At 38.8% G+C, this 20,134-nt stretch carries 19 protein-coding genes; 8 read left to right on the top strand and 11 right to left on the bottom strand.

Annotated features, from left to right (window positions below; all coding sequences use genetic code 11):
* Positions 1-22 precede the first annotated feature (22 nt).
* From GR160_RS18535 to GR160_RS18495, 9 genes are all read right to left on the bottom strand, one after another.
* On the bottom strand, positions 23-373 hold the full coding sequence (locus GR160_RS18535; RefSeq protein ID WP_160751400.1) for a hypothetical protein: 351 nt from the start codon (positions 371-373) through the stop codon (positions 23-25).
* Positions 373-2,748 carry a TonB-dependent receptor gene (locus tag GR160_RS18530; protein ID WP_160751399.1) on the bottom strand — a complete coding sequence of 792 codons (2,376 nt, stop codon included), beginning with the start codon at positions 2,746-2,748 and terminating at the stop codon, positions 373-375. Before GR160_RS18530 ends, GR160_RS18535 begins: the two co-directional genes overlap by 1 nt.
* A 217-nt stretch (positions 2,749-2,965) precedes the next feature.
* A complete protein-coding gene (locus GR160_RS18525; protein WP_160751398.1) occupies positions 2,966-3,310 on the bottom strand; it encodes a hypothetical protein in 345 nt (114 codons plus the stop codon).
* A gap of 79 nt (positions 3,311-3,389) precedes the next feature.
* Positions 3,390-4,505: a lactonase family protein gene (locus tag GR160_RS18520; RefSeq protein WP_202390822.1), complete on the bottom strand. Its 1,116-nt coding sequence runs from the start codon at positions 4,503-4,505 to the stop codon at positions 3,390-3,392.
* Between the two features lie 168 nt (positions 4,506-4,673).
* Entirely contained in the window at positions 4,674-5,066 is a 393-nt protein-coding gene (locus tag GR160_RS18515) for a response regulator (RefSeq protein ID WP_160751397.1), read from the bottom strand.
* Positions 5,047-6,714: a hypothetical protein gene (locus GR160_RS18510; protein WP_160751396.1), complete on the bottom strand. Its 1,668-nt coding sequence runs from the start codon at positions 6,712-6,714 to the stop codon at positions 5,047-5,049. The genes GR160_RS18515 and GR160_RS18510 overlap by 20 nt, the downstream gene beginning before the upstream one ends.
* A complete protein-coding gene (locus GR160_RS18505) occupies positions 6,714-7,442 on the bottom strand; it encodes a hypothetical protein (protein ID WP_160751395.1) in 729 nt (242 codons plus the stop codon). Before GR160_RS18505 ends, GR160_RS18510 begins: the two co-directional genes overlap by 1 nt.
* A gap of 23 nt (positions 7,443-7,465) precedes the next feature.
* Positions 7,466-8,167, bottom strand: a complete 702-nt coding sequence (gene rsmI, locus GR160_RS18500) for a 16S rRNA (cytidine(1402)-2'-O)-methyltransferase (RefSeq protein ID WP_160751394.1) — start codon at positions 8,165-8,167, stop codon at positions 7,466-7,468.
* Positions 8,167-9,831 carry a hypothetical protein gene (locus tag GR160_RS18495; protein WP_160751393.1) on the bottom strand — a complete coding sequence of 555 codons (1,665 nt, stop codon included), beginning with the start codon at positions 9,829-9,831 and terminating at the stop codon, positions 8,167-8,169. The genes rsmI and GR160_RS18495 overlap by 1 nt, the downstream gene beginning before the upstream one ends.
* A 102-nt stretch (positions 9,832-9,933) precedes the next feature.
* Between GR160_RS18495 and GR160_RS18490 the strand changes: the two genes are divergently transcribed.
* The 7 genes from GR160_RS18490 (at position 9,934) to recJ (ending at position 17,665) form a co-directional block, all read left to right on the top strand.
* Positions 9,934-10,569, top strand: coding sequence for a thymidine kinase (locus GR160_RS18490; protein WP_160751392.1), 636 nt, complete (start codon positions 9,934-9,936; stop codon positions 10,567-10,569).
* 46 nt (positions 10,570-10,615) lie between these two features.
* Positions 10,616-10,873, top strand: coding sequence for a DUF6364 family protein (locus GR160_RS18485; protein WP_160751391.1), 258 nt, complete (start codon positions 10,616-10,618; stop codon positions 10,871-10,873).
* Between the two features lie 326 nt (positions 10,874-11,199).
* Positions 11,200-13,641: a bifunctional UDP-N-acetylmuramoyl-tripeptide:D-alanyl-D-alanine ligase/alanine racemase gene (locus GR160_RS18480; RefSeq protein WP_160751390.1), complete on the top strand. Its 2,442-nt coding sequence runs from the start codon at positions 11,200-11,202 to the stop codon at positions 13,639-13,641.
* Positions 13,642-13,698: 57 nt separating this feature from the next.
* Entirely contained in the window at positions 13,699-14,085 is a 387-nt protein-coding gene (mscL, locus tag GR160_RS18475) for a large conductance mechanosensitive channel protein MscL (protein ID WP_160751389.1), read from the top strand.
* Between the two features lie 274 nt (positions 14,086-14,359).
* The gene (locus GR160_RS18470) at positions 14,360-15,349 is read left to right on the top strand and encodes an aspartate-semialdehyde dehydrogenase (RefSeq protein ID WP_160751388.1); all 990 of its coding nucleotides are present in this window, start codon (positions 14,360-14,362) and stop codon (positions 15,347-15,349) included.
* A gap of 66 nt (positions 15,350-15,415) precedes the next feature.
* Positions 15,416-15,598 carry a hypothetical protein gene (locus tag GR160_RS18465; RefSeq protein ID WP_160751387.1) on the top strand — a complete coding sequence of 61 codons (183 nt, stop codon included), beginning with the start codon at positions 15,416-15,418 and terminating at the stop codon, positions 15,596-15,598.
* Positions 15,599-15,964: 366 nt separating this feature from the next.
* Positions 15,965-17,665, top strand: a complete 1,701-nt coding sequence (gene recJ, locus GR160_RS18460; RefSeq protein ID WP_160751386.1) for a single-stranded-DNA-specific exonuclease RecJ — start codon at positions 15,965-15,967, stop codon at positions 17,663-17,665.
* Between the two features lie 15 nt (positions 17,666-17,680).
* On the opposite strand, the gene GR160_RS18455 is transcribed toward recJ, so the two are convergent.
* Positions 17,681-18,286 carry a hypothetical protein gene (locus GR160_RS18455; protein ID WP_160751385.1) on the bottom strand — a complete coding sequence of 202 codons (606 nt, stop codon included), beginning with the start codon at positions 18,284-18,286 and terminating at the stop codon, positions 17,681-17,683.
* A 185-nt stretch (positions 18,287-18,471) separates the two neighbouring features.
* On the opposite strand from GR160_RS18455, the gene GR160_RS18450 reads away from it, so the two are divergent.
* Positions 18,472-18,825 carry a hypothetical protein gene (locus GR160_RS18450; RefSeq protein ID WP_160751384.1) on the top strand — a complete coding sequence of 118 codons (354 nt, stop codon included), beginning with the start codon at positions 18,472-18,474 and terminating at the stop codon, positions 18,823-18,825.
* 66 nt (positions 18,826-18,891) lie between these two features.
* Here the strand turns inward: GR160_RS18450 and GR160_RS18445 are convergent, their stop codons facing one another.
* Positions 18,892-19,641, bottom strand: coding sequence for a UDP-2,3-diacylglucosamine diphosphatase (locus GR160_RS18445; protein WP_160751383.1), 750 nt, complete (start codon positions 19,639-19,641; stop codon positions 18,892-18,894).
* Between the last annotated feature and the right edge of the window lie 493 nt (positions 19,642-20,134).

Here is a 20,134-nt window from a genome sequence, read left to right as displayed (position 1 = left end):
TTGATATATGTTTAAATGGCATTTATGGGAAGCTTAAAAGTACGGTTACCATTGGTGGTGCCCTGCCTGAATAAAGCCTGATTATAAAAACAGGTACAATGCAATAAGTAAAAGCGGTAACAGCTTTGTAAAGGTGGTTTATAAAATGGGTTGGCTCATATAATTGAAAGCCTGTTATAAACCCCGAAAAATGAAAATCGCAATAGCTGCAATCCTGTTCTTTTTCTGCTACCATAGCTTTAACACCGCTATGGTTATGTGGCGTTTTATGCTTGACAAATACAAAATGCAGCGGGTTTACGAGCAGGGGTGCCGTAAACAAAAGCACCAGTACAATGGCGCGCATGCTGTATATGTATTTTTTTTGTTTCACTATTTAAACGTAAACGGAATTTTAGCCGATACTACTATATTGCGCCCCGGATCGGGCACGCCTATTATGCGGTAGAAGCTTGTATGGTTAAGGTTGCTTGCATTAAGCAGGTTTTGCACCTGCAGGTTTAATGTTATATGTTGTTTATAAAACGGTATATCTCCGCCAAACGACAGGTTGATAAGGCTATAGCCGGGTGTTTTATTCTCGGGCGGAACAATAAGGTTTTGTCTTGCTGTAAGCCTGTAGTCTATACCTGCATACAGGTTTTTAAAATTCTTAATATCTGTATTGTAGTTAAAGCTGAATAAGGCCGATGCCGGTGGCGAGAATGGCAGTGTAAACCCTTTTTTAGGCCCTGATTTTTGTTCGCTGTACACATATTCGCCCACAACGCCCACGGTGTAATGGCTGTAGAATGTGTAATTTGCCTTTACTTCTCCACCATAGCGCAATACCCTGCTTTGTGTATAATTAAATATCTGGTTTCCTGCCCCATAAGCAAAATCATAATTAGGCGTAGGGTTGAGGTATATATAGTTAGGGAAATAGTTGAGGAAAGGCGACACTTCTACCTCAAACCCGTTTTTTTGCCATGATGCACCAAGGTCTAACTGGTACGATTTTTCGGCATCAAGGTCTGCGTTGCCCAGCTCATAGCTAAACTGATGGTAGTTAACCCCGTTTGAGGCCAGCTCTTTTACAATAGGCATCCTGAAGCTTTGCCCTACATTAGCTTTAAAAGACCAGCTTTCAAGATTGTAATTTAATCCCACAGCCCAACTTGGGCTGTTGAAGGAACGGCTCATAGCAAATGCCCTTTGCAGGTATTGTGGGGTGCCATCTACTGTAGTTGCAAACCAATCAAAATAATTTTTGGTTTTTATGTGTCCATAGTCGTATCGGGCACCAAGGTGCAGCAATAGTTTTTGAGAGAATGTTATCTTATCATAAGCAAACACCCCTGCTGACGATTGCACATAACTTGGAATAATAAAGCCCCATCCACCCGAATTGTTGTTCTGATGTTCGGCATTAAAGCCTACGGTTATTTCGTGACTGCCTGCAGTAAATTTGTCTCTTGCGTTAAGCGAATATACATTTTTATTGAATTCCCTTTCCAGCGTTTCAGGGATTACCATATAATCAGGATATACAGGAGACATAGCCCCGTGGCTTATGTAGTCGCTAAATTCCTGCCGGAAGTTGTTTTGGTAACCTGCCTCAATTTCGGCAAAATGGTTGCTGCCTATTTTAAATTTGGTGCGATTGATAATTTTAAAGTGGTCTACATCCTGATATGGGTTTTGTATATCTCTGTCAGACGCATCATGGAGGCCAGTGTTTACATTGCGCGGCTCAAGACCATGTGCATTGGCAAACAGTCCGCTCTTAGTGTGCAGGTTGCTGATGTAGAATATAGAGCTGAAATTATCTGCCACATAACCGGTGCTCAAATGCAGGTTCAGTTCGTTACCTGCCGTGTTCCTCAGCCTGTTTTTGTATAATGGGGCCTTATAAGAATAAATATTGATGTGGTCTACCGGAACCTTATAATCGGCATAATCTAATGCAGTAACCCTGGCATCAAAAAAATAATTGTGGTTACGCCCATACAGGTTTAAAGATGAGCCGTACAGGTTGTTGTTGCTTTTGCCTGTAAGTTCTACAGACCCGCCAAAAGTATTGGGCATTGGAGGTTTGGGTTTCTCTATCTCTATAATCCCGCCAATAGCGTCTGACCCGTACAGTAACGACATCGGGCCTTTAACCAGTTTTACGCTGCCCACGGCATACTGGTCTATTTCCAGCCCATGGTCTGCTCCCCATTGCTGGCCTTCGTGCTTAATGCCGCTTTCGGTTACAACTACGCGGTTAAACCCAAGCCCCCTTATTATGGGTTTAGACTGCCCGGAGCCTATGGCAATGGTACTTATGCCACCTATGTTGTCGAGCGACTGCATAAGGCTGCCCCCCATATTTTTACGTATGTAATCGCTGCTAACGGTCTCAACACTGTTTGCCGTGCTTTTCTTTTCCCTTTGGGAGGCACTTTCGTTCAAAACCACTTCCTGTAGCTGGGTGCTTTCAGGCTGCAGGTTTACATTTAGCGTTTCATTTCCGTAAAATTCAATGTCTTTTACCACGCTTTTATAGCCAATGTAAGACACCACCACATGCTGATTGCCCGACCCAATCCCGGTAAGGGTATAGGTGCCGTCGGGCAGGGTAGTGGCGTGCAGTTGCCCTATATGTATATGTGCCCCATCTAAAGGCTGGTTTTGTACTGTGGTTATTTTGCCCTTTAAAGTATGCTGGGCAAATGCACACAGGCTGCCTGCCAGTAGGAGCAGGAGCGTAAAATAAATTTTCATGTGGAATGTGGGGTAAAAAGAAAGATTCTTTTAAGGTGTGATAGTCTAACCCCTAACCCCTCTACAAAGGAGAGGGTAACTCAAATGTGCTACGTATGTAAACTGTTTCTTCGCATCATGATGTAAACCAATATGCAAAACAACACGTAACTGTAGAATACGAGTGTAGCTACTCCCCTCTCCTTTGGAGAGGGGTCGGGGGTGAGGCTCTTTATACTTAAACGATAGGGGGTGCCCTTAAGGCAAAAAGACTGCCTGCAAAAAACGCATTGCTTTTTGTTGTGGCATAATAGTAAGGAATCTGGAAGAAATCGAAGTCGAGCTTTAGGCAAAATTGCTGTGGCTCAACAAAAAAATCGAAGTGAAAATCACAAACAGAACAGCTTTCATCATCATGAACCTGATCTTGTGCAATAGTATGTTTCGATTGTTTTTTTAGTTCAGTGTGTGTATGCTCAGTGGCATAGTGTGTGTGACTAAAGGCATGAAAAGACTGGTAAGCAATAGCAAACTGTACTATTGCCATTAAGGCCAAATTAAATAATGCAAATTTTCTTTTCATGAATTGCAAAGGTATACACGAAAAGTTTACAAAAACAAAAAAATATACTTTTTAACGAATGGTTTGTTGTGTTTAATGATTAATATTCCGCAATCTGAACGCAAGACACGTGTTCTACAGTAGTATCATTTCCTGCTTTTGTAAGAAGTCCTGTTGCCTTATCCCGTTTAAAAACCACTACACTGTTGCTGTTAACATTCGCAACAATTAAAAATTTACCGTTGGGGCTTATGGCAAAAATGCGGGGATGGTTGCCCAAAGTAGGCTGATAGCCCAAGTGCTTCAGCATGCCGTTTTCTGCAACAGAAAATAGGGCAATGTTGTTTTCTTTACCACGGTTTGTGGCATAAAGAAATTTCCCATCAGGGGAGATATGAATGTCCGAACTCTCAAAACCTTCTGTAAGTGTTTCGGGATGGCTGTAAATGCGCTGAATGTTGTCCAATTTGCCATTGCTATAAGTGTATGCACTAACAGCCCCGCCCATTTCTTCAATACAATAGGCAAACTTGCCGTTAGGATGAAATGTAAAATGCCTTGGCCCACTGCCTGCAACGGTCTTTATAAAAGATTGAGGTGCGGACTGCAATGGTTCTGAGCTTTCGGGGTGGAAACTATATATTCTGATTTTATCAGCACCAAGGTCGGGGGCAAAAAGATAATCGCCTTTTGGGGAGAATACAGTTGAGTGTATATGTGACTTTTCCTGCCTCTTAGGGTCGACACTGCCCTCGGTGTACCTGAAGTTTTGTGTTGTTGCTCCAATACTGCCATCGGGATTTATGGGGTGGAGGGTAACACCTGCCTCGGTATAATTGCCGTTTGCGAGCCATTTGCCCGAAGCATCTGTCGATACATACACCGGATTTTCGCCTTCGCTGTTTTGTTTGTTTATAAAGCTTAGTTTTTTCTTTTTTGGGTCAAATTTATAAGCACTTACGCTGCCTTCGTTAGGAGTTTTTGTGTTGGTACAGGCGTATAGAAAACCATGGTTAGTTACCGTCAGGTAAGACGGGTTGCCCATCTTGGCACTGGTAATTTTTGAGAGATTGCCACTAACCGTATCCAGCTGATATACATAAATACCCTCTTTAACCTGATTTTGATTATAAGACCCTAAAAACACATAGGTGTTTTGCGCATAAGTGTTTATAACAAATAGTAAAAGGAATAGGAGGTAGGGTTTAGCATTCAACAGGATGAGGTTTTAAGGAGGAACGACGAAGCAATCTATTTGTTTTATTACACCAATCCCGCTGGCGAGCGTCTCAGGCTAGTGCTTTACCACAACAATTTATAATGGTTTTTGTTACCAGCATGGGCCTGAGGCTCGCGCCAGCGGGGAAATATAAGATTAAATCATTTACACCTGTTGTCCAATAACCTTATTAATGGAATTGGCTATTTGAATGAAATCAGTTGGTTTAATAATTAATTGAAAAGTATTCGAATCTATACCTTTAGTAGCAAATGCCTCTCTAATTTTATTATTACCCGTCAACACAACAATTTTTTTTGATATTTCTGAATTATTTTCAATTAGATTTTTAATTAAACTATAACCATCAAGAATGCTCTTTACAGATAAATCAATATCAATAAATATTACATCAAATTGATTAATATCGATGGTGTTAGCCGATTGTGAAGAAGCAAATACAATAAATTCGATATTATTATTAAACTCGATTAAGTTTGCTGTTTCAAAAGCAATCCTAACTGACTCATACTCATTTTCAAATATTGCTACTTTCATATTCATAAATTTTAAATTTTAAAGTAAGCATTAAGTTTTTTCCTTCTTCCTTTACATCATAATCTATATTCATTTCATTTAATAATGATTTAATCGTATATAGCCCATGAGTTGTTCTTTTTAATATCTCATTTTTATCGTTCGAAACCAAATCTTTTATCAAATTTGTTATTTCTTCTTTAGATTGAGCATGATCGTTTTCAAAAATAATATACAAATATTCTTCATCTTCTGTAAAAGTACATTTAATATATTTAATGTAATACTTTTTAATATTATTTAACCAATCAGAAATGAAAATTTCGTAACCCTCAATATTTAGTTTTATAATAAACTTACTTTTTTGTGGTTCAATATCAGCAATTATTTCTTCATCTGGAAAAATATTTGTAAAACTTCTCTTAAATATTGTGTAAGCTCTAACTATTGAGATATCTTCTAAAATAGAATAAAAAAAAGGATTTTTACTTTTTTCAAGCATATCGTCTGCTCTATCAGTAATATTCTTTAACTCGATTTTAGCTCTATTATTTTGCTCGTTCAGCTTTTTCTTGTAATCATCTAAAATATTTTGATTCACTTTAGGGAGTGTTTCAAGCATGGCAGTTAAATTTGCAAATGGACTTAGCCTATTTCTAATAAAATGCATCATATTATTTGCTCTATTTACATATTGACGCTTTTCAGAAAGTGTTGTAATCTCATCATATCTTATCTGCTGAACTATTTTTTCACTCAATAAAATGTTAGATATTTTATTTAATACAGGCTGTATAAAACCTAAAAAACCTATTATAGAATAGTATAGTGGTATTCGTTTATTTAAGGTGAAAAGATAAAAATACTCATTATCACCGAGTTGAGTATGCATAAGTAAACTTAAGTTTACTTGTCTCTCTTCAATTAACACCTCTTCACCAAAAATCTGCTTTTCTTCTCTTATTCTTGCAACCAAGTCTTTTGAAGTAAAAGTGAAATTCCAAATAAAATTCGTGCCATTTACAACTATAATTCTATCTTTAACGATAGTAAAACAATAAATATTTTCTACAATTCTATCTTTAAAAATATTATTAATAGTTACAATAAGTTCTTTATAAATTTTATGCGGCCTCTGTAGATTTTGTTTCGTAGTATAAAATGAGTCAACAACTTCTATAAGGTCATCCTTATAAGCTTGGATTTTGACTCTTAAGTGTGTGTAGTGATTAATAGCTTTTAATCCCAAAACAGGGAGAATTAACAGCATTAATTTATAGTCTAATCTCTCATTAAATAAAAAATACAGAATGACAAAAATTATTATTGACAAAAGATATAATAATTCCGGTCTTTTTTTATTACCTGAGAAATTGACAGAATTTATTATTGGAAGCATTAAATAAATAAAAATATAATATAACTCCGGATTCTTATATATAGTGACAACTGTTATTAATGCAAAATCATTTAATAAACGAATGAAACTTTTGTTAATACAATAAAGGTATAAAGAAACATAAATTAATATGGCCGTAAAGTATGTCCAAAAATTAAAATAGTTATTTTCAACTGTGAGTATTGCAATTGAATATATTACTAATGTAAATCGAAACAGTAGTGAATTTACTTTTCTTTGCAGTAAATCAATTAATAAAAATGTTTTCACTATGTTGTCAATTTATCCGTTACTTTAATGTAAAAATAGTTTGCAATTATTAAAAGAAAAAAAAATTTACAAATAATTTTAATCGCTGCGGCATAACCGTTTAATGGTATAACTTTAAAATCATTATCTATATCTACAAAAGCACTCAAAAGATTTAACAAGTGATTCGAAAGTTGCGATGACGAGTAATTTTCATATTGTATTTCAAAAATCGCATACGGTGGATTTTGAATGGGATATGTAATCGCATATACAATAGAAAATATAAAACCTAAAGTAAACATGAGGGCATAAGCATTCAGTCCTGCAAATAATGGAATAATTTTATAAAATTTCGACACAGACTTATCACTTAATATTAAATGAATTTCTGCGATATTTTTTCTTTTTAGAAACCATGTTTTGTCATATTCTGGTAACTCATGAGTGATTCGGGAAAGCGTGAATTGCAGTATAGATAATTGTTGTTCATAGGTAAGTTTCTTAAGTAAATCTTCAATTTTATCATTATTAAAATCGTCGTAACCATAATCCGCACTATTAATAACTCTAATGTAATTTTCAATAAGCTTTTTAAAAAGGACATATATATTAGGTTCATTATCATAAAGAAGCTTTAACTGAATAACATTATAAATAATACCGATAGCTGCAGATGGGGAAATAATATTTTTTAAATTATTCTCTTCTCTCTGAATTATTTTTCTTACCTCGTTATTGACTATCATTCTTACACCTTAAAAGCTATTCTTTATTTACTAACTTTCCTCACCTTCCCCTCCGCTACAAAACCACCAACCACCACCACAATTTCACCTTTAGGTTCTTTTGCGATAAAGTGTGCGTGTACTTGGGTAGCGGTGCCGCGCACGGTTTCTTCGTGTAGTTTGCTTAGCTCGCGCGATACCGATACAGGGCGGCTTTCTCCAAAATACTGTATAAACTCAGCAAGGGTTTTAACCAGCTTGTGGGGCGATACATAAAATATCATGGTGCGGGTTTCTTCCTGCAATGCTAAAAAGCGGGTTTGACGCCCTTTCTTATCGGGCAGGAAACCCTCAAAAACAAATTTATCGTTAGGCAGGCCGCTGTTTACCAAGGCAGGCACAAAGGCCGTGGCACCGGGCAGACACTCAATAGCTATATTGTTTTGCACGCAGGCACGGGTAAGCAAAAAACCGGGGTCGGATATGGCAGGTGTGCCTGCATCGCTAATAAGGGCAATGTTTTCGCCACCCTGCAACCGTTGTATAATGCCCTCAACGGTTTTGTGCTCATTGTGCATGTGGTGGCTGTGCATGTGCGTACCAATATCAAAATGCTTAAGCAGTTTGGCACTGGTGCGCGTGTCTTCGGCAAGGATAAGGTTTACTTCTTTAAGCACCTTTATGGCACGAAAAGTCATGTCTTCCAAATTACCGATAGGAGTAGGAACAATGTACAGCTTACCCATTAACTAAATCTTTTTTCTACCAGCGCCATAAAACGCTCTTCATATTCTTCTTTGCCTGTCCAGTTGTTATAGTCGGGCTTAACAAGGTCTTCAATAAAGTTTTGTGCCTCGCGATACGTGTTAAGCGTGTTAAGCTGCGATATTACACGGTTAAGGTCGTCGCCACTGCCTGCAAACAAATGTTTTTCGAACGCTATACGGTCGTTAAGTGCCAGGTTAATTGCTTTGCCAAGGCCTTCGGGCTTAGCAGGGGCAGGTTTAGGCTCTTCGCGCACAGGTTCTGGCTTGGGCTCATCCCAGCTAAAGCCTTGTTTTGGCTGTGCAGGTTCAGGCACATCAAGTTTAAATTCCGGTTCGGCAGGCTTTTCGGGCTCAGCCTCTTTTTTGGGTTCCCAGTTTTGCCAGTCGTCTACCGCAGGTTCTTCTTTTTTAGGCTGTATCGAAGCCTCCCAGTCAAACAAAGGTTTTGGTTTTTCAGCTTCTTCTGTTTTTTTAGGTTCCCAGTTGCGCCAATCGTTCTCTTCCAAAATCTCTTCTTTAACCTCCGGCGGAACGGGTGTGCTGTTTTGCCAATTGTCTACAGCAGTAGCGTTTTGCGTTAACGGTTCTATTTCCTGCTTAACCTCGGGCGGAACAGGTGTACTTATATGTGTATCTAAAGAATCTTTCTTTACAAACTCAGGTTCTTTATAATCAAGGTAATCTTCAAAAGTAATTTCCTTTTGTTTTACAGGTTCTTCTGGAGCCGCCTTACGTTCAAAAAGATCAGGGTCTAATGTTGTTGGTGCTGGCTTAGAAGTGGCATCAGGCTCTATGGTTTTAACTTCTGCATCTACAGCAAAAGCTACTTCTTCTACCGTAGTGTCGCTTTCTTTTTCAAACACCGCTGCCGCCGATTGTTCTTCTGTTTCAACAGTTTCAGCAGGTTTTTTCACCTCAACTTTTATTTCAGGTTCTTCTGTTGCAGGGGGTTCTTCGGGTTGCTGTTCGGCTTCAGACGCTTCTGCTTCTTCTTTTTCATCGGCAGGAGCCTTCTCCTCGGCAGTTTCTGTTTCTTCTTCTGCTTCTTCCTCAGAAGATTCTGTACTTTCAGTTTCTTCAACAGCTTCTGTTTTGGTCTCTTCCTGCTTTACCTCTTCTTTTACTTCCTCGTCAGATTCCTCCGTCAGTTCTTTTTCCTCGTCGCTAACTTCTTCTTCGCCGTTTTCAGCTTCGGGAGTTTCTTCCTCACTATCTTTTGCTTCTTCAGCCTCCGGCTCTGCATCCCCAGCTACTTCGCTTTCCTCTTCGGCATTTACCGGGGCAGTTTCTTCGCTTTCATTTTCTTTAGCCTCCGCAGATTCTGCTATTTTATCTTCCTCCTTTTTAGCCTTGGCATCCTCGGCTTTTTTAGCACGGGCTTCGTCTTCTATTGCTTCCTGCTCGTTTGCCTTAACAGCATCAACATGCTCAATATTATAAATTTCCTCAAGTTCAAATACTGCCGAAGCACGCCCAATGGTAGGCTCTGCGCCGCCAAAATGGTCTTCTACAAACCTTAGCACCGATATTTTTTCATACAGTTTTAAGGTTTCCTGTTGCAGTTGGTCCAGCTCTGCCCTGTTTTTAAGTTTTAGTATGCGGTGGGCAATGCTAATCAGGTCGGCTTCTAACTTTTTCTTCATAACTTTTAGAATAATGAGGGTTGGCGCAATAGTTTTTTAATAAATTTGTTTTCATACAAAGTAACACAAAACATTTTTGTTTTACTCCTATAAAAATGCAAAATGTTTCTTGAAAACACAGTAAATCATAAAGAGCAATTTGGGTGGATCGAAGTCATCTGCGGGTCAATGTTTTCGGGTAAGACCGAAGAGCTTATCCGCAGGCTTAAACGCGCGCAATTTGCCAAACAAAAGGTCGAAATTTTTAAACCCTCTATAGATACGCGCTACCATGAAGAGATGGTAGTGAGCCATGATTCAAATGAAATAAGGTCTACGCCCGTAACTTCCGCATCTATGATACGTCTGCTGGCGCAGGATTGTGAAGTAGTGGGTATAGATGAAGCCCAGTTTTTTGACGATGAGATAGTATCGGTTTGTAACGATCTTGCCAACAGTGGAATCCGCGTAATTGTGGCTGGGCTTGATATGGATTTTAAAGGTAACCCTTTTGGTCCTATGCCAGCTCTTATGGCTACTGCTGAGTATGTTACAAAAGTGCATGCCGTATGCACCCGTACAGGCAACCTTGCCAACTACAGTTTTAGAAAAGCCAATAACAATAACCTGGTTATGCTTGGCGAAACCGAAGAGTATGAACCCCTGAGCCGCGCTGCTTATTTTGAGGCTATGAGAACACATAATGTTTTACCCAATAAAGGCGGAAGTTTGGAGGAACCAAAATCGGAGTTGTTGTGAGATGGCTTCTTGGTTTCTCTATAATCTTTTTACTATTACATTTTTTATGAAAGCCCGATTAACACTTACATTAGATGAAGAGCTTATTGCTAAAGCCAAAGATTATGCTAATAAAAGTGGCAGAAGTCTTTCTGAAATAGTTGAAAACTACCTGAAAGCTATTTTGATATTAGATAAAAATAAAGATTTAGGAAAAATAGAAATATCTCCTTTTGTAAAAAGTTTATCCATAGGTTCGGGGTTGTCTGCAGATCTTGATTATAAAAAAGAATATACGGATTATCTAATTGAGAAATATAAGTGACTTATTCTTGTTCATTTCGGTTTCAAATTAGCAATGGCGATTTTGAGATTCAGGATTATGAATCACAGAATTTCACTAATTTTATAAAAAATTCAGTCCATGGAATCAGGCAGGGAAGATATAGTTGGATACAATATAGATGGTACACCAATAACCCATAAAGAATTTATGGCCGACATTAATTTAGCACTGCAATAGCTTAAAGACGGAACACTTGTAACCTATACCAGCGAGGAAGTTAGAAAAAAGATTTTTCGAGAAGGAGAATAAGTATTCTAATCCGGAAAAATTATAGCTAATTTTACCTTTCGATTTATACTAATCCCTTGAGCGTACACATACACAACATAATACCCGCCATGCACTCACGCTTTGAAGGTGTGCAGTCCAACATGGAAATAGACAACGTGTCTATAGACAGCCGTAGCCTGCAAAACAATGCAGGTACTTTGTTTTTTGCACTGCAGGGTCAAAACCGCGACGGCCACCAGTACATATCTTCGCTAATTAATAAAGGCGTAGTAAACTTTGTAGTAAGCCACATTCCGGCAGATGTTGTTGATAAAGCTAACTTTTTCGTTGTTGGAAACACTCTTACAGCTTTACAGGATTTTGCCCTGTATTACCGCAAACTGTACAGCTTTCCGGTAGTTGCCATTACAGGCAGTAACGGTAAGACCATTGTAAAAGAGTGGCTAAACTATCTGTTAAGTCCTGATTATACCATAATACGCAGCCCAAAGAGTTACAACAGCCAGGTGGGCGTTGCGCTATCCATAATAGGCATTAACGAACGCCATAACCTGGGCATTTTTGAAGCAGGTATTTCTACTACGAGCGAAATGGAGAAGCTTGAGCCTATTATTCGTCCCGACATCGGGATACTGACCAACATCGGGTCGGCACACGATGAGGGCTTTGCCCACCGCGAAGAAAAGATTGCCGAAAAACTCAAGCTATTTGCGCATGTAAGGCTGCTTATACTCCAAAAAAACACGGAGGTCGAGGCCCTGCTTAATCCGCTTATAAAAACATTTACATGGGGAAATGAAGCTGATGTCGATGTGCTTATCAACACAAAACATTCCGGTAGCAATACTGTAATTTCAGCTACCTATAATAAAGAAACTTTTGAGGTTACAATCCCATTTACCGATGATGCTTCTGTAGAAAACGCCATAAACTGCCTTATGCTGCTGCTGTATTTTGACTACAACCCCGCCATAATTGCAGCGCGCATGGCAGGTTTGTATCCGGTAGAGCTGCGTTTGCAGGTTAAGAACGGCATTAACGGCTGCACCATTATAGATGACAGTTTCAGCAGCGACTACCAGTCGCTTAAAATTGCGCTCGACTTTTTAGAGCAGCACAAAACCCACCAAAAGAAAACCGTTATCCTTTCGGATGTCTTCCAGAGCGGGTTCGATGCCGATGTGCTTTATGCTAAAGTAGCTAAGTTACTGGCCAGCCACGGCATTAGCCAGCTAATAGGTATTGGCGAAAAAATAAGCCGCATGCTGGCCGATTACCCTAACTTTCATGGCTACAAAACCACACAAGAATTTCTGTCGCACTACAAAGCCAACGCCTTTGAGAACGAAACCATACTCGTAAAGGGTGCGCGAAGCTTTAGGTTTGATGAAATTGTGGTGTATCTTGAAGAAAAAACCCACGAAACAGTACTTGAAATCAACCTGAACGCCATTATCCATAACCTCAACTTTTATAAATCAAGGCTTAAGCCCGAAACTAAAATAATGGTTATGGTAAAAGCCTTTGGCTACGGCAGCGGCAGCTATGAAATTGCCAAGGCACTAAGCCACCAAAAGGTAGACTATCTTGGGGTTGCCTTTGCAGACGAGGGTATATCGCTGCGCAATGCGGGCATAAACACGCCTATTATTGTAATGAACCCTGAAAGCAGTGCCTTTGCCGCCATGGCAGCCTACAACCTTGAGCCAGAGATTTACTCAGCTAAAGAGCTGCGTGCGTTTATTGCGGTGGCACAGCAGAAGAATTTATCCAACTACCCCATACACCTAAAGCTCGATACTGGTATGCACCGCTTGGGCTTTGAGGGCTACCAGCTGGATGAACTTATAGACCTCCTTAAAAACAACAACCTTGTATCGGTAGCCAGTATATTCTCGCACCTGTCGTCGAGCGATGTACCGGAATTTAAAGAATTTACTCTGGCGCAAATAGAGAAGTTTGAAAGTTGGTCTACAGCCATAATACAGGCGTTGGAAATAAACCCTATCCGCCATATACTCAACACATCGGGCATATACCATTACCCGGAGGCACAGTATAACATGGTTCGCCTGGGCATCGGCCTGTATGGTGTGGGCAATGACGAAACCGAGCGCAAAAGCCTTGAAAACGTGGGAACGCTTAAAACCATCATCCTTCAGATAAAAGAAATTTCCGCAGGCGAAAGCATTGGCTACAGCCGCAGGTTCCGCACAGATGAGCCTATAACCATAGCCACATTGCCTATAGGCTATGCCGACGGAATACCACGCCGTTGGGGCAACGAAACCGGATATGTACTTATTAAGGGTAAAAAGGCACAAATTACCGGAACCATAAGTATGGACATGATGATGGTAAACATAACCGGAATAGATTGCAAAGAGGGCGATACCGCCATAATTTTTGGCAAAGACCCATCGGTAGTAACCATTGCAAAGGCATTGGGAACCATACCGTATGAAATTTTAACAGGAATTTCGCAAAGGGTGAAGAGGGTTTTTTACAAAGAATAAGTTTTGTTTTTTGTAACTTAGCAAAACAACCAGTTATAAAAACAAAAAATTAAGACTATGGCATTATTAAAAGAATTTAAAGATTTCGCACTTAAAGGCAATGTATTAGACCTTGCTATTGGTGTAATTATAGGTGCTGCTTTTGGTGCTATTGTAAAATCGATGGTGGAAGACCTGATAACGCCACTCATACTTTCGCCCATACTTGAAAAAGCCGGACTCGAAGATATTAAAGAGCTTACCTGGGGTGCCGGGGTTAAATATGGCAATTTTTTGAGCAATGTAATTTCGTTCATTATCGTGGCTTTTGTTTTATTCCTTATAGTTAAGGCTGTAAACAGTACCCGTAAAAAGGAAGCTCCGGCTCCTGCTGCACCACCGGCTCCAAGCAACGAAGAAAAACTGCTTATGGAAATTCGCGATGCTTTAAAAGCTAAACAGTAATATAAGACACTAATTTCACGAATTCATAATGATTTTTATTCATCATCAGTGAATTTGATAACCAATAAACTAAATACGGTTAAGCTTTGTGTAAATTCGTGAAATTAGTGTCTAAACAATGCACTTGTTAAACAAGACGTTTCCGTTACACTATATATTCTATTGTTTCACAAAACCGCCTCTAAAAGGCGGTTTTTCTTTGTTATATTTTTGTGTTTCCAAACACTTTTATAACTAATTTTGCCTGAAACGTTTAATAAATAATCATCACGATATGAAAGTTGCTGTTGTAGGCGCTACCGGAATGGTAGGCGAAGTAATGCTTAAAGTACTGGCAGAAAGAAATTTCCCAATAACCGAACTGATACCTGTTGCCAGCGAGCGCAGTGTGGGTAAGGAAGTAGCCTATAAGGGAAACAAGTATAAGGTGGTAAGCCTTGAAACTGCCGTTAGCATGAAGCCGCAAATAGCATTGTTCTCGGCGGGAGGCGGCACTTCTTTAGAGTGGGCTCCTAAATTTGCCGAAGCAGGCACTACCGTTATAGACAACTCAAGTGCATGGCGTATGGATCCTGCTAAAAAATTGGTAGTGCCCGAAATTAATGCCAACAAGCTAACCAAAGAAGATAAAATTATAGCCAACCCAAACTGCTCTACCATACAAATGGTATTGGCATTGGCTCCGCTACACAAAAAATACAACATTAAGCGCGTGGTGGTTTCTACTTATCAGAGTGTTACCGGAACAGGAGTTAAAGCCGTAAAACAGTTAGAAAATGAGTATGCAGGCATAGAGGGCGAAATGGCTTATAAATATCCTATTCACCGCAACGCAATACCTCAGATAGACGTTTTTGAGGACAACGGATATACTAAAGAGGAAATGAAAATGACCCGCGAAACCAAGAAGATAATTGGTGACGATTCTATTCAGGTTACTGCAACCACGGTGCGCATACCTACTGTAGGCGGACATAGCGAAGCGGTAAACGTAGAGTTTAGCAACGACTATGAACTGGCCGACATACGCTCTATTCTTGAAACTACCGATGGGATAACCGTTCAGGATAACATTGCGTTATTTGACTATCCTATGCCGTTATATGCTGAGGGTAAAGATGATGTTTTTGTAGGCCGTATCCGCCGCGATGAAAGCCAGCCAAACACCCTGAACCTTTGGATAGTTGCCGACAACCTGCGCAAGGGCGCTGCCACAAATGCCGTACAAATTGCAGAGTATTTGGTAGAGCATAAACTGGTTTAATATACTTTTTCACAATAAATTTATAACCCGCAGTATTTTAGGATGCTGCGGGTTATCTGTTAAATAATGAAAAAACATCACAAACAATCAATCGTAGCAATAGTTCTTATAGTGTCAGGCTGGCTTTCAGGAGGTATTGGTTACGGCAGCAGTAATTTAGGATCTATACTTCCCGGGCTGCTTTTTTATGGAGGGGGAATATTGTTTTTTTTAGGAATTATTGTTCTTGTAATATCCGCAAAAGCCTAATGGCTAAGTAGGAGTTTGTCTGCTCCGCAAAGTCAGAGACTTTGAGGCTGTGTTAAACAATCTCTGACCGGAATATAATGGCAGGTTAACTGCTTCGTGCTTCGGGGTGACAACATGTGAAAAACGTAACTGTATATCCTGTTGATGAGTTATCGCGAGGTACGAAGCAATCTGTTACTACATTTATATTATACTATTATGTGATTGCTTTGTCGTTTCTCCTTACAAAGACAGTGTGTGGATAGTGGGATAGCTATACTGAATAGCAGATGCAATTAAAATAGATTACTCATCACTAAAACAATTCCTGAAAACCACCCTATATCCCCTTCGCATTTTTTATTTTTGTAGGCCTTAACCCTAACTATGCGCTGGAATCTTAAACCACAACCCAATCCTATAAATGTAGAATATTTAGCCAACGCCCTTGGGGTAGATGCTGTAGTAGCATCCTTGTTGGTGCAGCGTGGCATAACCACGTTCGATGAGGCAAGGCAGTTCTTTCGTCCGTCGCTTGACGATTTGCACAATCCGTATTTAATGAAAGATATGGACAGGGCGGTAGACAGGATAGAAAGTGCAATTGCCAATGGCGAAAACATACTTGTTTTTGGTGATTATGATGTAGATGGTACCACAGCAGTATCGCTCATGTCGTCTTACCTGAAATCATTTTATCCTAATGTAGATACTTATATTCCGGACAGGTATAATGAGGGGTATGGGGTGTCCTTTGCTGGTATAGACTATGCCGATGATAATGGTTGCACCCTGATTATTGCATTGGATTGCGGTATAAAATCTATTGACAAGGTTGATTATGCTAAAAGTAAAAGTATCGATTTTATTATATGCGACCACCACCGCCCCGGAGATACATTGCCCAATGCTATAGCAGTGCTCGATCCTAAGCGGGAGGATTGCAACTATCCTTATGACGAGCTTTGCGGATGTGGTGTAGGATTTAAGCTTATACAGGCACTGGCTGCGAACAAAGGGCAAACTATTAATGATCTTATTCCGTACCTCGATCTTGTTGCTACAGCCATTGCTGCTGATATTGTTCCTATAACAGGAGAGAATCGCGTGTTGGCAAAATTTGGTCTCGATGTTATAAATAGTAATCCCAGGCCGGGCATTAAAGCATTGGTGCAAAATGTAAAAAAGCAAATATTAAGCATTAGTGATGTAGTGTTTATAATTGCACCGCGTATTAATGCTGCCGGACGCATTAAGCATGGTAACTATGCTGTACAGCTTTTAACGGAATTTAATTTGAATGAAGCTGAAGGTTTTGCTGCCCAAATAGAAGGACTTAATGCGGATAGAAAAGACCTTGACAAACAAATCACTCAAGAGGCTTTATTGCAGATAGAGCAAAACAGTGACCATGATAAATTTACGACTGTAGTGTTTCAGGAAGACTGGCATAAAGGAGTAATAGGTATTGTAGCTTCGAGGCTGATAGAAACCTATTACCGCCCTACGCTGGTATTTACACGCAGTGGCGACAAGCTGGCTGCTTCGGCACGTTCGGTTAAAGATTTTGACGTATATAATGCCCTCGAAGCCTGTGCCGAATATTTAGAGCAGTTTGGCGGACACATGTATGCAGCAGGTTTAACGCTTAAAGAAGAGCAATATCCCTTATTCCGTCAAAAGTTTGAAGAGGTGGTGGCTAATACTATCCACCCGGATCTGCTTATTCCGGAAATTTCGATTGATGCCGAAATATTGCTTGAAGATATTACGCCTAAATTTTTCAGGATACTAAAGCAGTTCGAGCCCTTTGGTCCTGGCAACATGACACCCGTCTTTATGTCTAAAGATCTTACCGACAGTGGTTATGGTAAGGCTATTGGTAAGGATGAAGAACACCTTAAGCTTTTTATAAAACAAAATGGTTCAGAGGGTTTTGGTGCAGTTGGGTTTGGTCTTGCTTCAAAAAAAGAACTGGCCTGTAATGGCAGTACTTTTGATGCTGCCTATTCTATAGATGAGAATGTTTGGAACGGCCAAACAAGCCTGCAGTTGAGGTTGAGGGATATTAGGGATGCCGAAAACTAATACAGCAATTTTAGGTTATTTGTTATATTCTTCCACAACAGCTACTACATCTTTGTAAGTGAAGGTTTCATTTTTAATTTTTTCAGTAATGGATTCATTATCTGAAAAATAATTTGCTGCTGCGGTTTTAAATCCATCATTTTTATTGAAATTATCAAAATCATAATGAATCATAGTTGCAGCATCCTCGCTATCTTTTTGGCAATAATATACATTTCGTTTAAAAAATATAGGGCCGTTTGCAAAAGGATCCGGTTCCTGTACAGTATAAGTATCACAATAAAGGTTTACTTTGCCTAAAACTACAACTCTTAGAAGTTTTTTGTTTTTCAGAATCCTTTTGCCCGATGGGCTGTAGACGTTTTTGTTTACATACACATCATTCTCTACAAACATCTTTTCGATATTTTTCTTTTTAATCTTCCTGATTCGGTCACCTTCTTTAACCTTGATGTAATTCAAATCAAATTTAATTGGAAATGGAATCAAAGTAGTTTCTAAAACTTCTCCACTGGTCATAATGATTTTTGCAGAGAGAGCTTTTGAATTAGTATGCACTTGCGCAAAGCTGAAAATTATGCACCCAATGAAAAGTAAAGAGGCTAAAATATATTTTTTCATAACAAAACGCTTTTAGGTTAATTTGTTGATTGTTATAAATTTATGGAAATAAAGTGAATTTGCCTCCATAATAGCTGTAGTTTTTTCTGCTTTATGAACAGAAGTTTTTAAGGTGTGAATAAAAAAATAGGTTTTATTTAGAATGGTTTTAAATAATTATTATTTTTGTTCAAAATCAATTCGGGATGAAAGAAGTAGAGCAGGTATATTATAACGACTTTGGGGTCGCATTTCACTGGAGGAAAGAAGGGGAGGTTTTGAGAGATAAGGTTCAGATCATATTTAAAGAAACCGGGTTTTATTTTACGGCAACACAGGTGGCAAAGTTTGCCGATATTATAGATCAAACCTGTCAGGATATCAGTTGTTCTTCATGCTGCCAAAGGGCGCATTGCCATCGTTTTTTGCTGAAAACACCTCTCAACCAAATAGATCTTGCTGTAAACAAAGCAGAGCTGATGCAAATAAAAGATCTTATAGACGGCACACTATTTAATTTAAACCTTATGGACTATTTGGATACAATTGGCCGGAATTAATGTATTATTGAGGCTTATATCGCACTAATTGTACGTTTGCCCTGTTTCTGGATGTAATGCCTTTTTCTATTTATAGGTTTTGAGTTCAAACTCATTTCCATCGAAAACACCATAAGTAAAATAGCCAATCCAGTCGCCAAGGTTTACATAACTGCTGTTTTCGTTTAGTTTAATAACCATAGGCAGGTGGCGATGACCAAATATAAAGTAGTCGTAATGCTTGGTTTGTAGCTTGCGCTTGCTGTAAAGCACCAGCCATTCTTTGTCTTCGCCTAAAAACACCACATCTTCGTTGCCCGATATAAGTTTGTTTTTTACAGACAGATATTGCGCAAGCTTTACTCCAATATCAGGGTGCATCCAACGAAACAGCCATTTAGAAAAAGGGTTGGTAAAAACCTTCTTCATGCGTTTGTAGCCTTTGTCGCCTGGGCCAAGTCCGTCTCCATGTCCAATAAAAAACTGTTTTCCGTTAAATGTAAACTCTTTGGGACGATGATATACCGGGATATTAAGTTCTTTTTCAAAGTAGTCGTCCATCCAAAGATCGTGGTTGCCTGTAAAAAAGTGTATTTGAATGCCGCTGTCGCGCAATTCGGCAAGTTTACCTAATACTCTTATAAAGCCCTTAGGTACAACGGTTTTGTATTCAAACCAAAAGTCAAAAAGATCACCAACTAAAAATAAAACGTCAGCGTCTTTTTTAATCTCATCAAGCCAGGCTACGAATTTTTGTTCTCTTGGAAAGCTTAATTCGGGTGTAGGGGCACCAAAATGCTGGTCTGATGCAAAGTATATTTTTTGTGTACTATTCATTTTTTTACTTAGTGCATACAAATATATAAAGACTTGTTGGCATGACAGAGTAATTCTAAGATTTTAAAAATCATAACAAATAAAAACAAATTTGTTTCTTTTGGTTAAAATTTACATTATGTTTAAGGTAAGCTTTAAAGCTTGATTTTTTTTACTTATTTTCGAAAACTAAACAGCTAAATGAGTTTTTTTGCATAAAAAACTATAATTTTATGCGATTTTAAGTGTAAGGCTTGAATTTTACAGAGGTTTGGATGATGTTTTAATTTTATAAGAATGCAGTTGAGTGGTTGTTGGGGTCTTATAATCAGTAGTTTATGTTTTTGTGTGTAAAGTAATTGTAAACAATAATTTAAATTAATTCTGAATACGTCATAAATTAAAATAAACTTTGTTTTTTTGGCTTCTTATTGGTATAAATGTCGCTTTTCGTGGTTACGTTTTTTTCTGATAGGGTATTTTAAGCCATAAATGTTTAATATAAAACTATAAT

This window comes from Flavobacterium sp. Sd200, from assembly GCF_009826935.1.
Classification (GTDB): Bacteria; Bacteroidota; Bacteroidia; order Flavobacteriales; family Flavobacteriaceae; genus Flavobacterium.
This window is presented reverse-complemented; position numbering and strand designations above follow the sequence as displayed.

What these genes read in the sequence shown, in the direction of transcription:
- recJ (WP_160751386.1), top strand. Translation starts at nt 15,965, where the DNA reads ATGCGCTGGAATCTTAAACCACAACCCAATCCTATAAATGTAGAATAT.
- GR160_RS18530 (WP_160751399.1), bottom strand. Translation starts at nt 2,748, where the DNA reads ATGAAAATTTATTTTACGCTCCTGCTCCTACTGGCAGGCAGCCTGTGT.
- GR160_RS18505 (WP_160751395.1), bottom strand. Translation starts at nt 7,442, where the DNA reads ATGATAGTCAATAACGAGGTAAGAAAAATAATTCAGAGAGAAGAGAAT.
- GR160_RS18485 (WP_160751391.1), top strand. Translation starts at nt 10,616, where the DNA reads ATGAAAGCCCGATTAACACTTACATTAGATGAAGAGCTTATTGCTAAA.
- GR160_RS18445 (WP_160751383.1), bottom strand. Translation starts at nt 19,641, where the DNA reads ATGAATAGTACACAAAAAATATACTTTGCATCAGACCAGCATTTTGGT.
- mscL (WP_160751389.1), top strand. Translation starts at nt 13,699, where the DNA reads ATGGCATTATTAAAAGAATTTAAAGATTTCGCACTTAAAGGCAATGTA.
- GR160_RS18450 (WP_160751384.1), top strand. Translation starts at nt 18,472, where the DNA reads ATGAAAGAAGTAGAGCAGGTATATTATAACGACTTTGGGGTCGCATTT.
- GR160_RS18515 (WP_160751397.1), bottom strand. Translation starts at nt 5,066, where the DNA reads ATGAAAGTAGCAATATTTGAAAATGAGTATGAGTCAGTTAGGATTGCT.
- rsmI (WP_160751394.1), bottom strand. Translation starts at nt 8,167, where the DNA reads ATGGGTAAGCTGTACATTGTTCCTACTCCTATCGGTAATTTGGAAGAC.
- GR160_RS18455 (WP_160751385.1), bottom strand. Translation starts at nt 18,286, where the DNA reads ATGAAAAAATATATTTTAGCCTCTTTACTTTTCATTGGGTGCATAATT.
- GR160_RS18465 (WP_160751387.1), top strand. Translation starts at nt 15,416, where the DNA reads ATGAAAAAACATCACAAACAATCAATCGTAGCAATAGTTCTTATAGTG.
- GR160_RS18490 (WP_160751392.1), top strand. Translation starts at nt 9,934, where the DNA reads ATGTTTCTTGAAAACACAGTAAATCATAAAGAGCAATTTGGGTGGATC.
- GR160_RS18495 (WP_160751393.1), bottom strand. Translation starts at nt 9,831, where the DNA reads ATGAAGAAAAAGTTAGAAGCCGACCTGATTAGCATTGCCCACCGCATA.
- GR160_RS18525 (WP_160751398.1), bottom strand. Translation starts at nt 3,310, where the DNA reads ATGAAAAGAAAATTTGCATTATTTAATTTGGCCTTAATGGCAATAGTA.
- GR160_RS18470 (WP_160751388.1), top strand. Translation starts at nt 14,360, where the DNA reads ATGAAAGTTGCTGTTGTAGGCGCTACCGGAATGGTAGGCGAAGTAATG.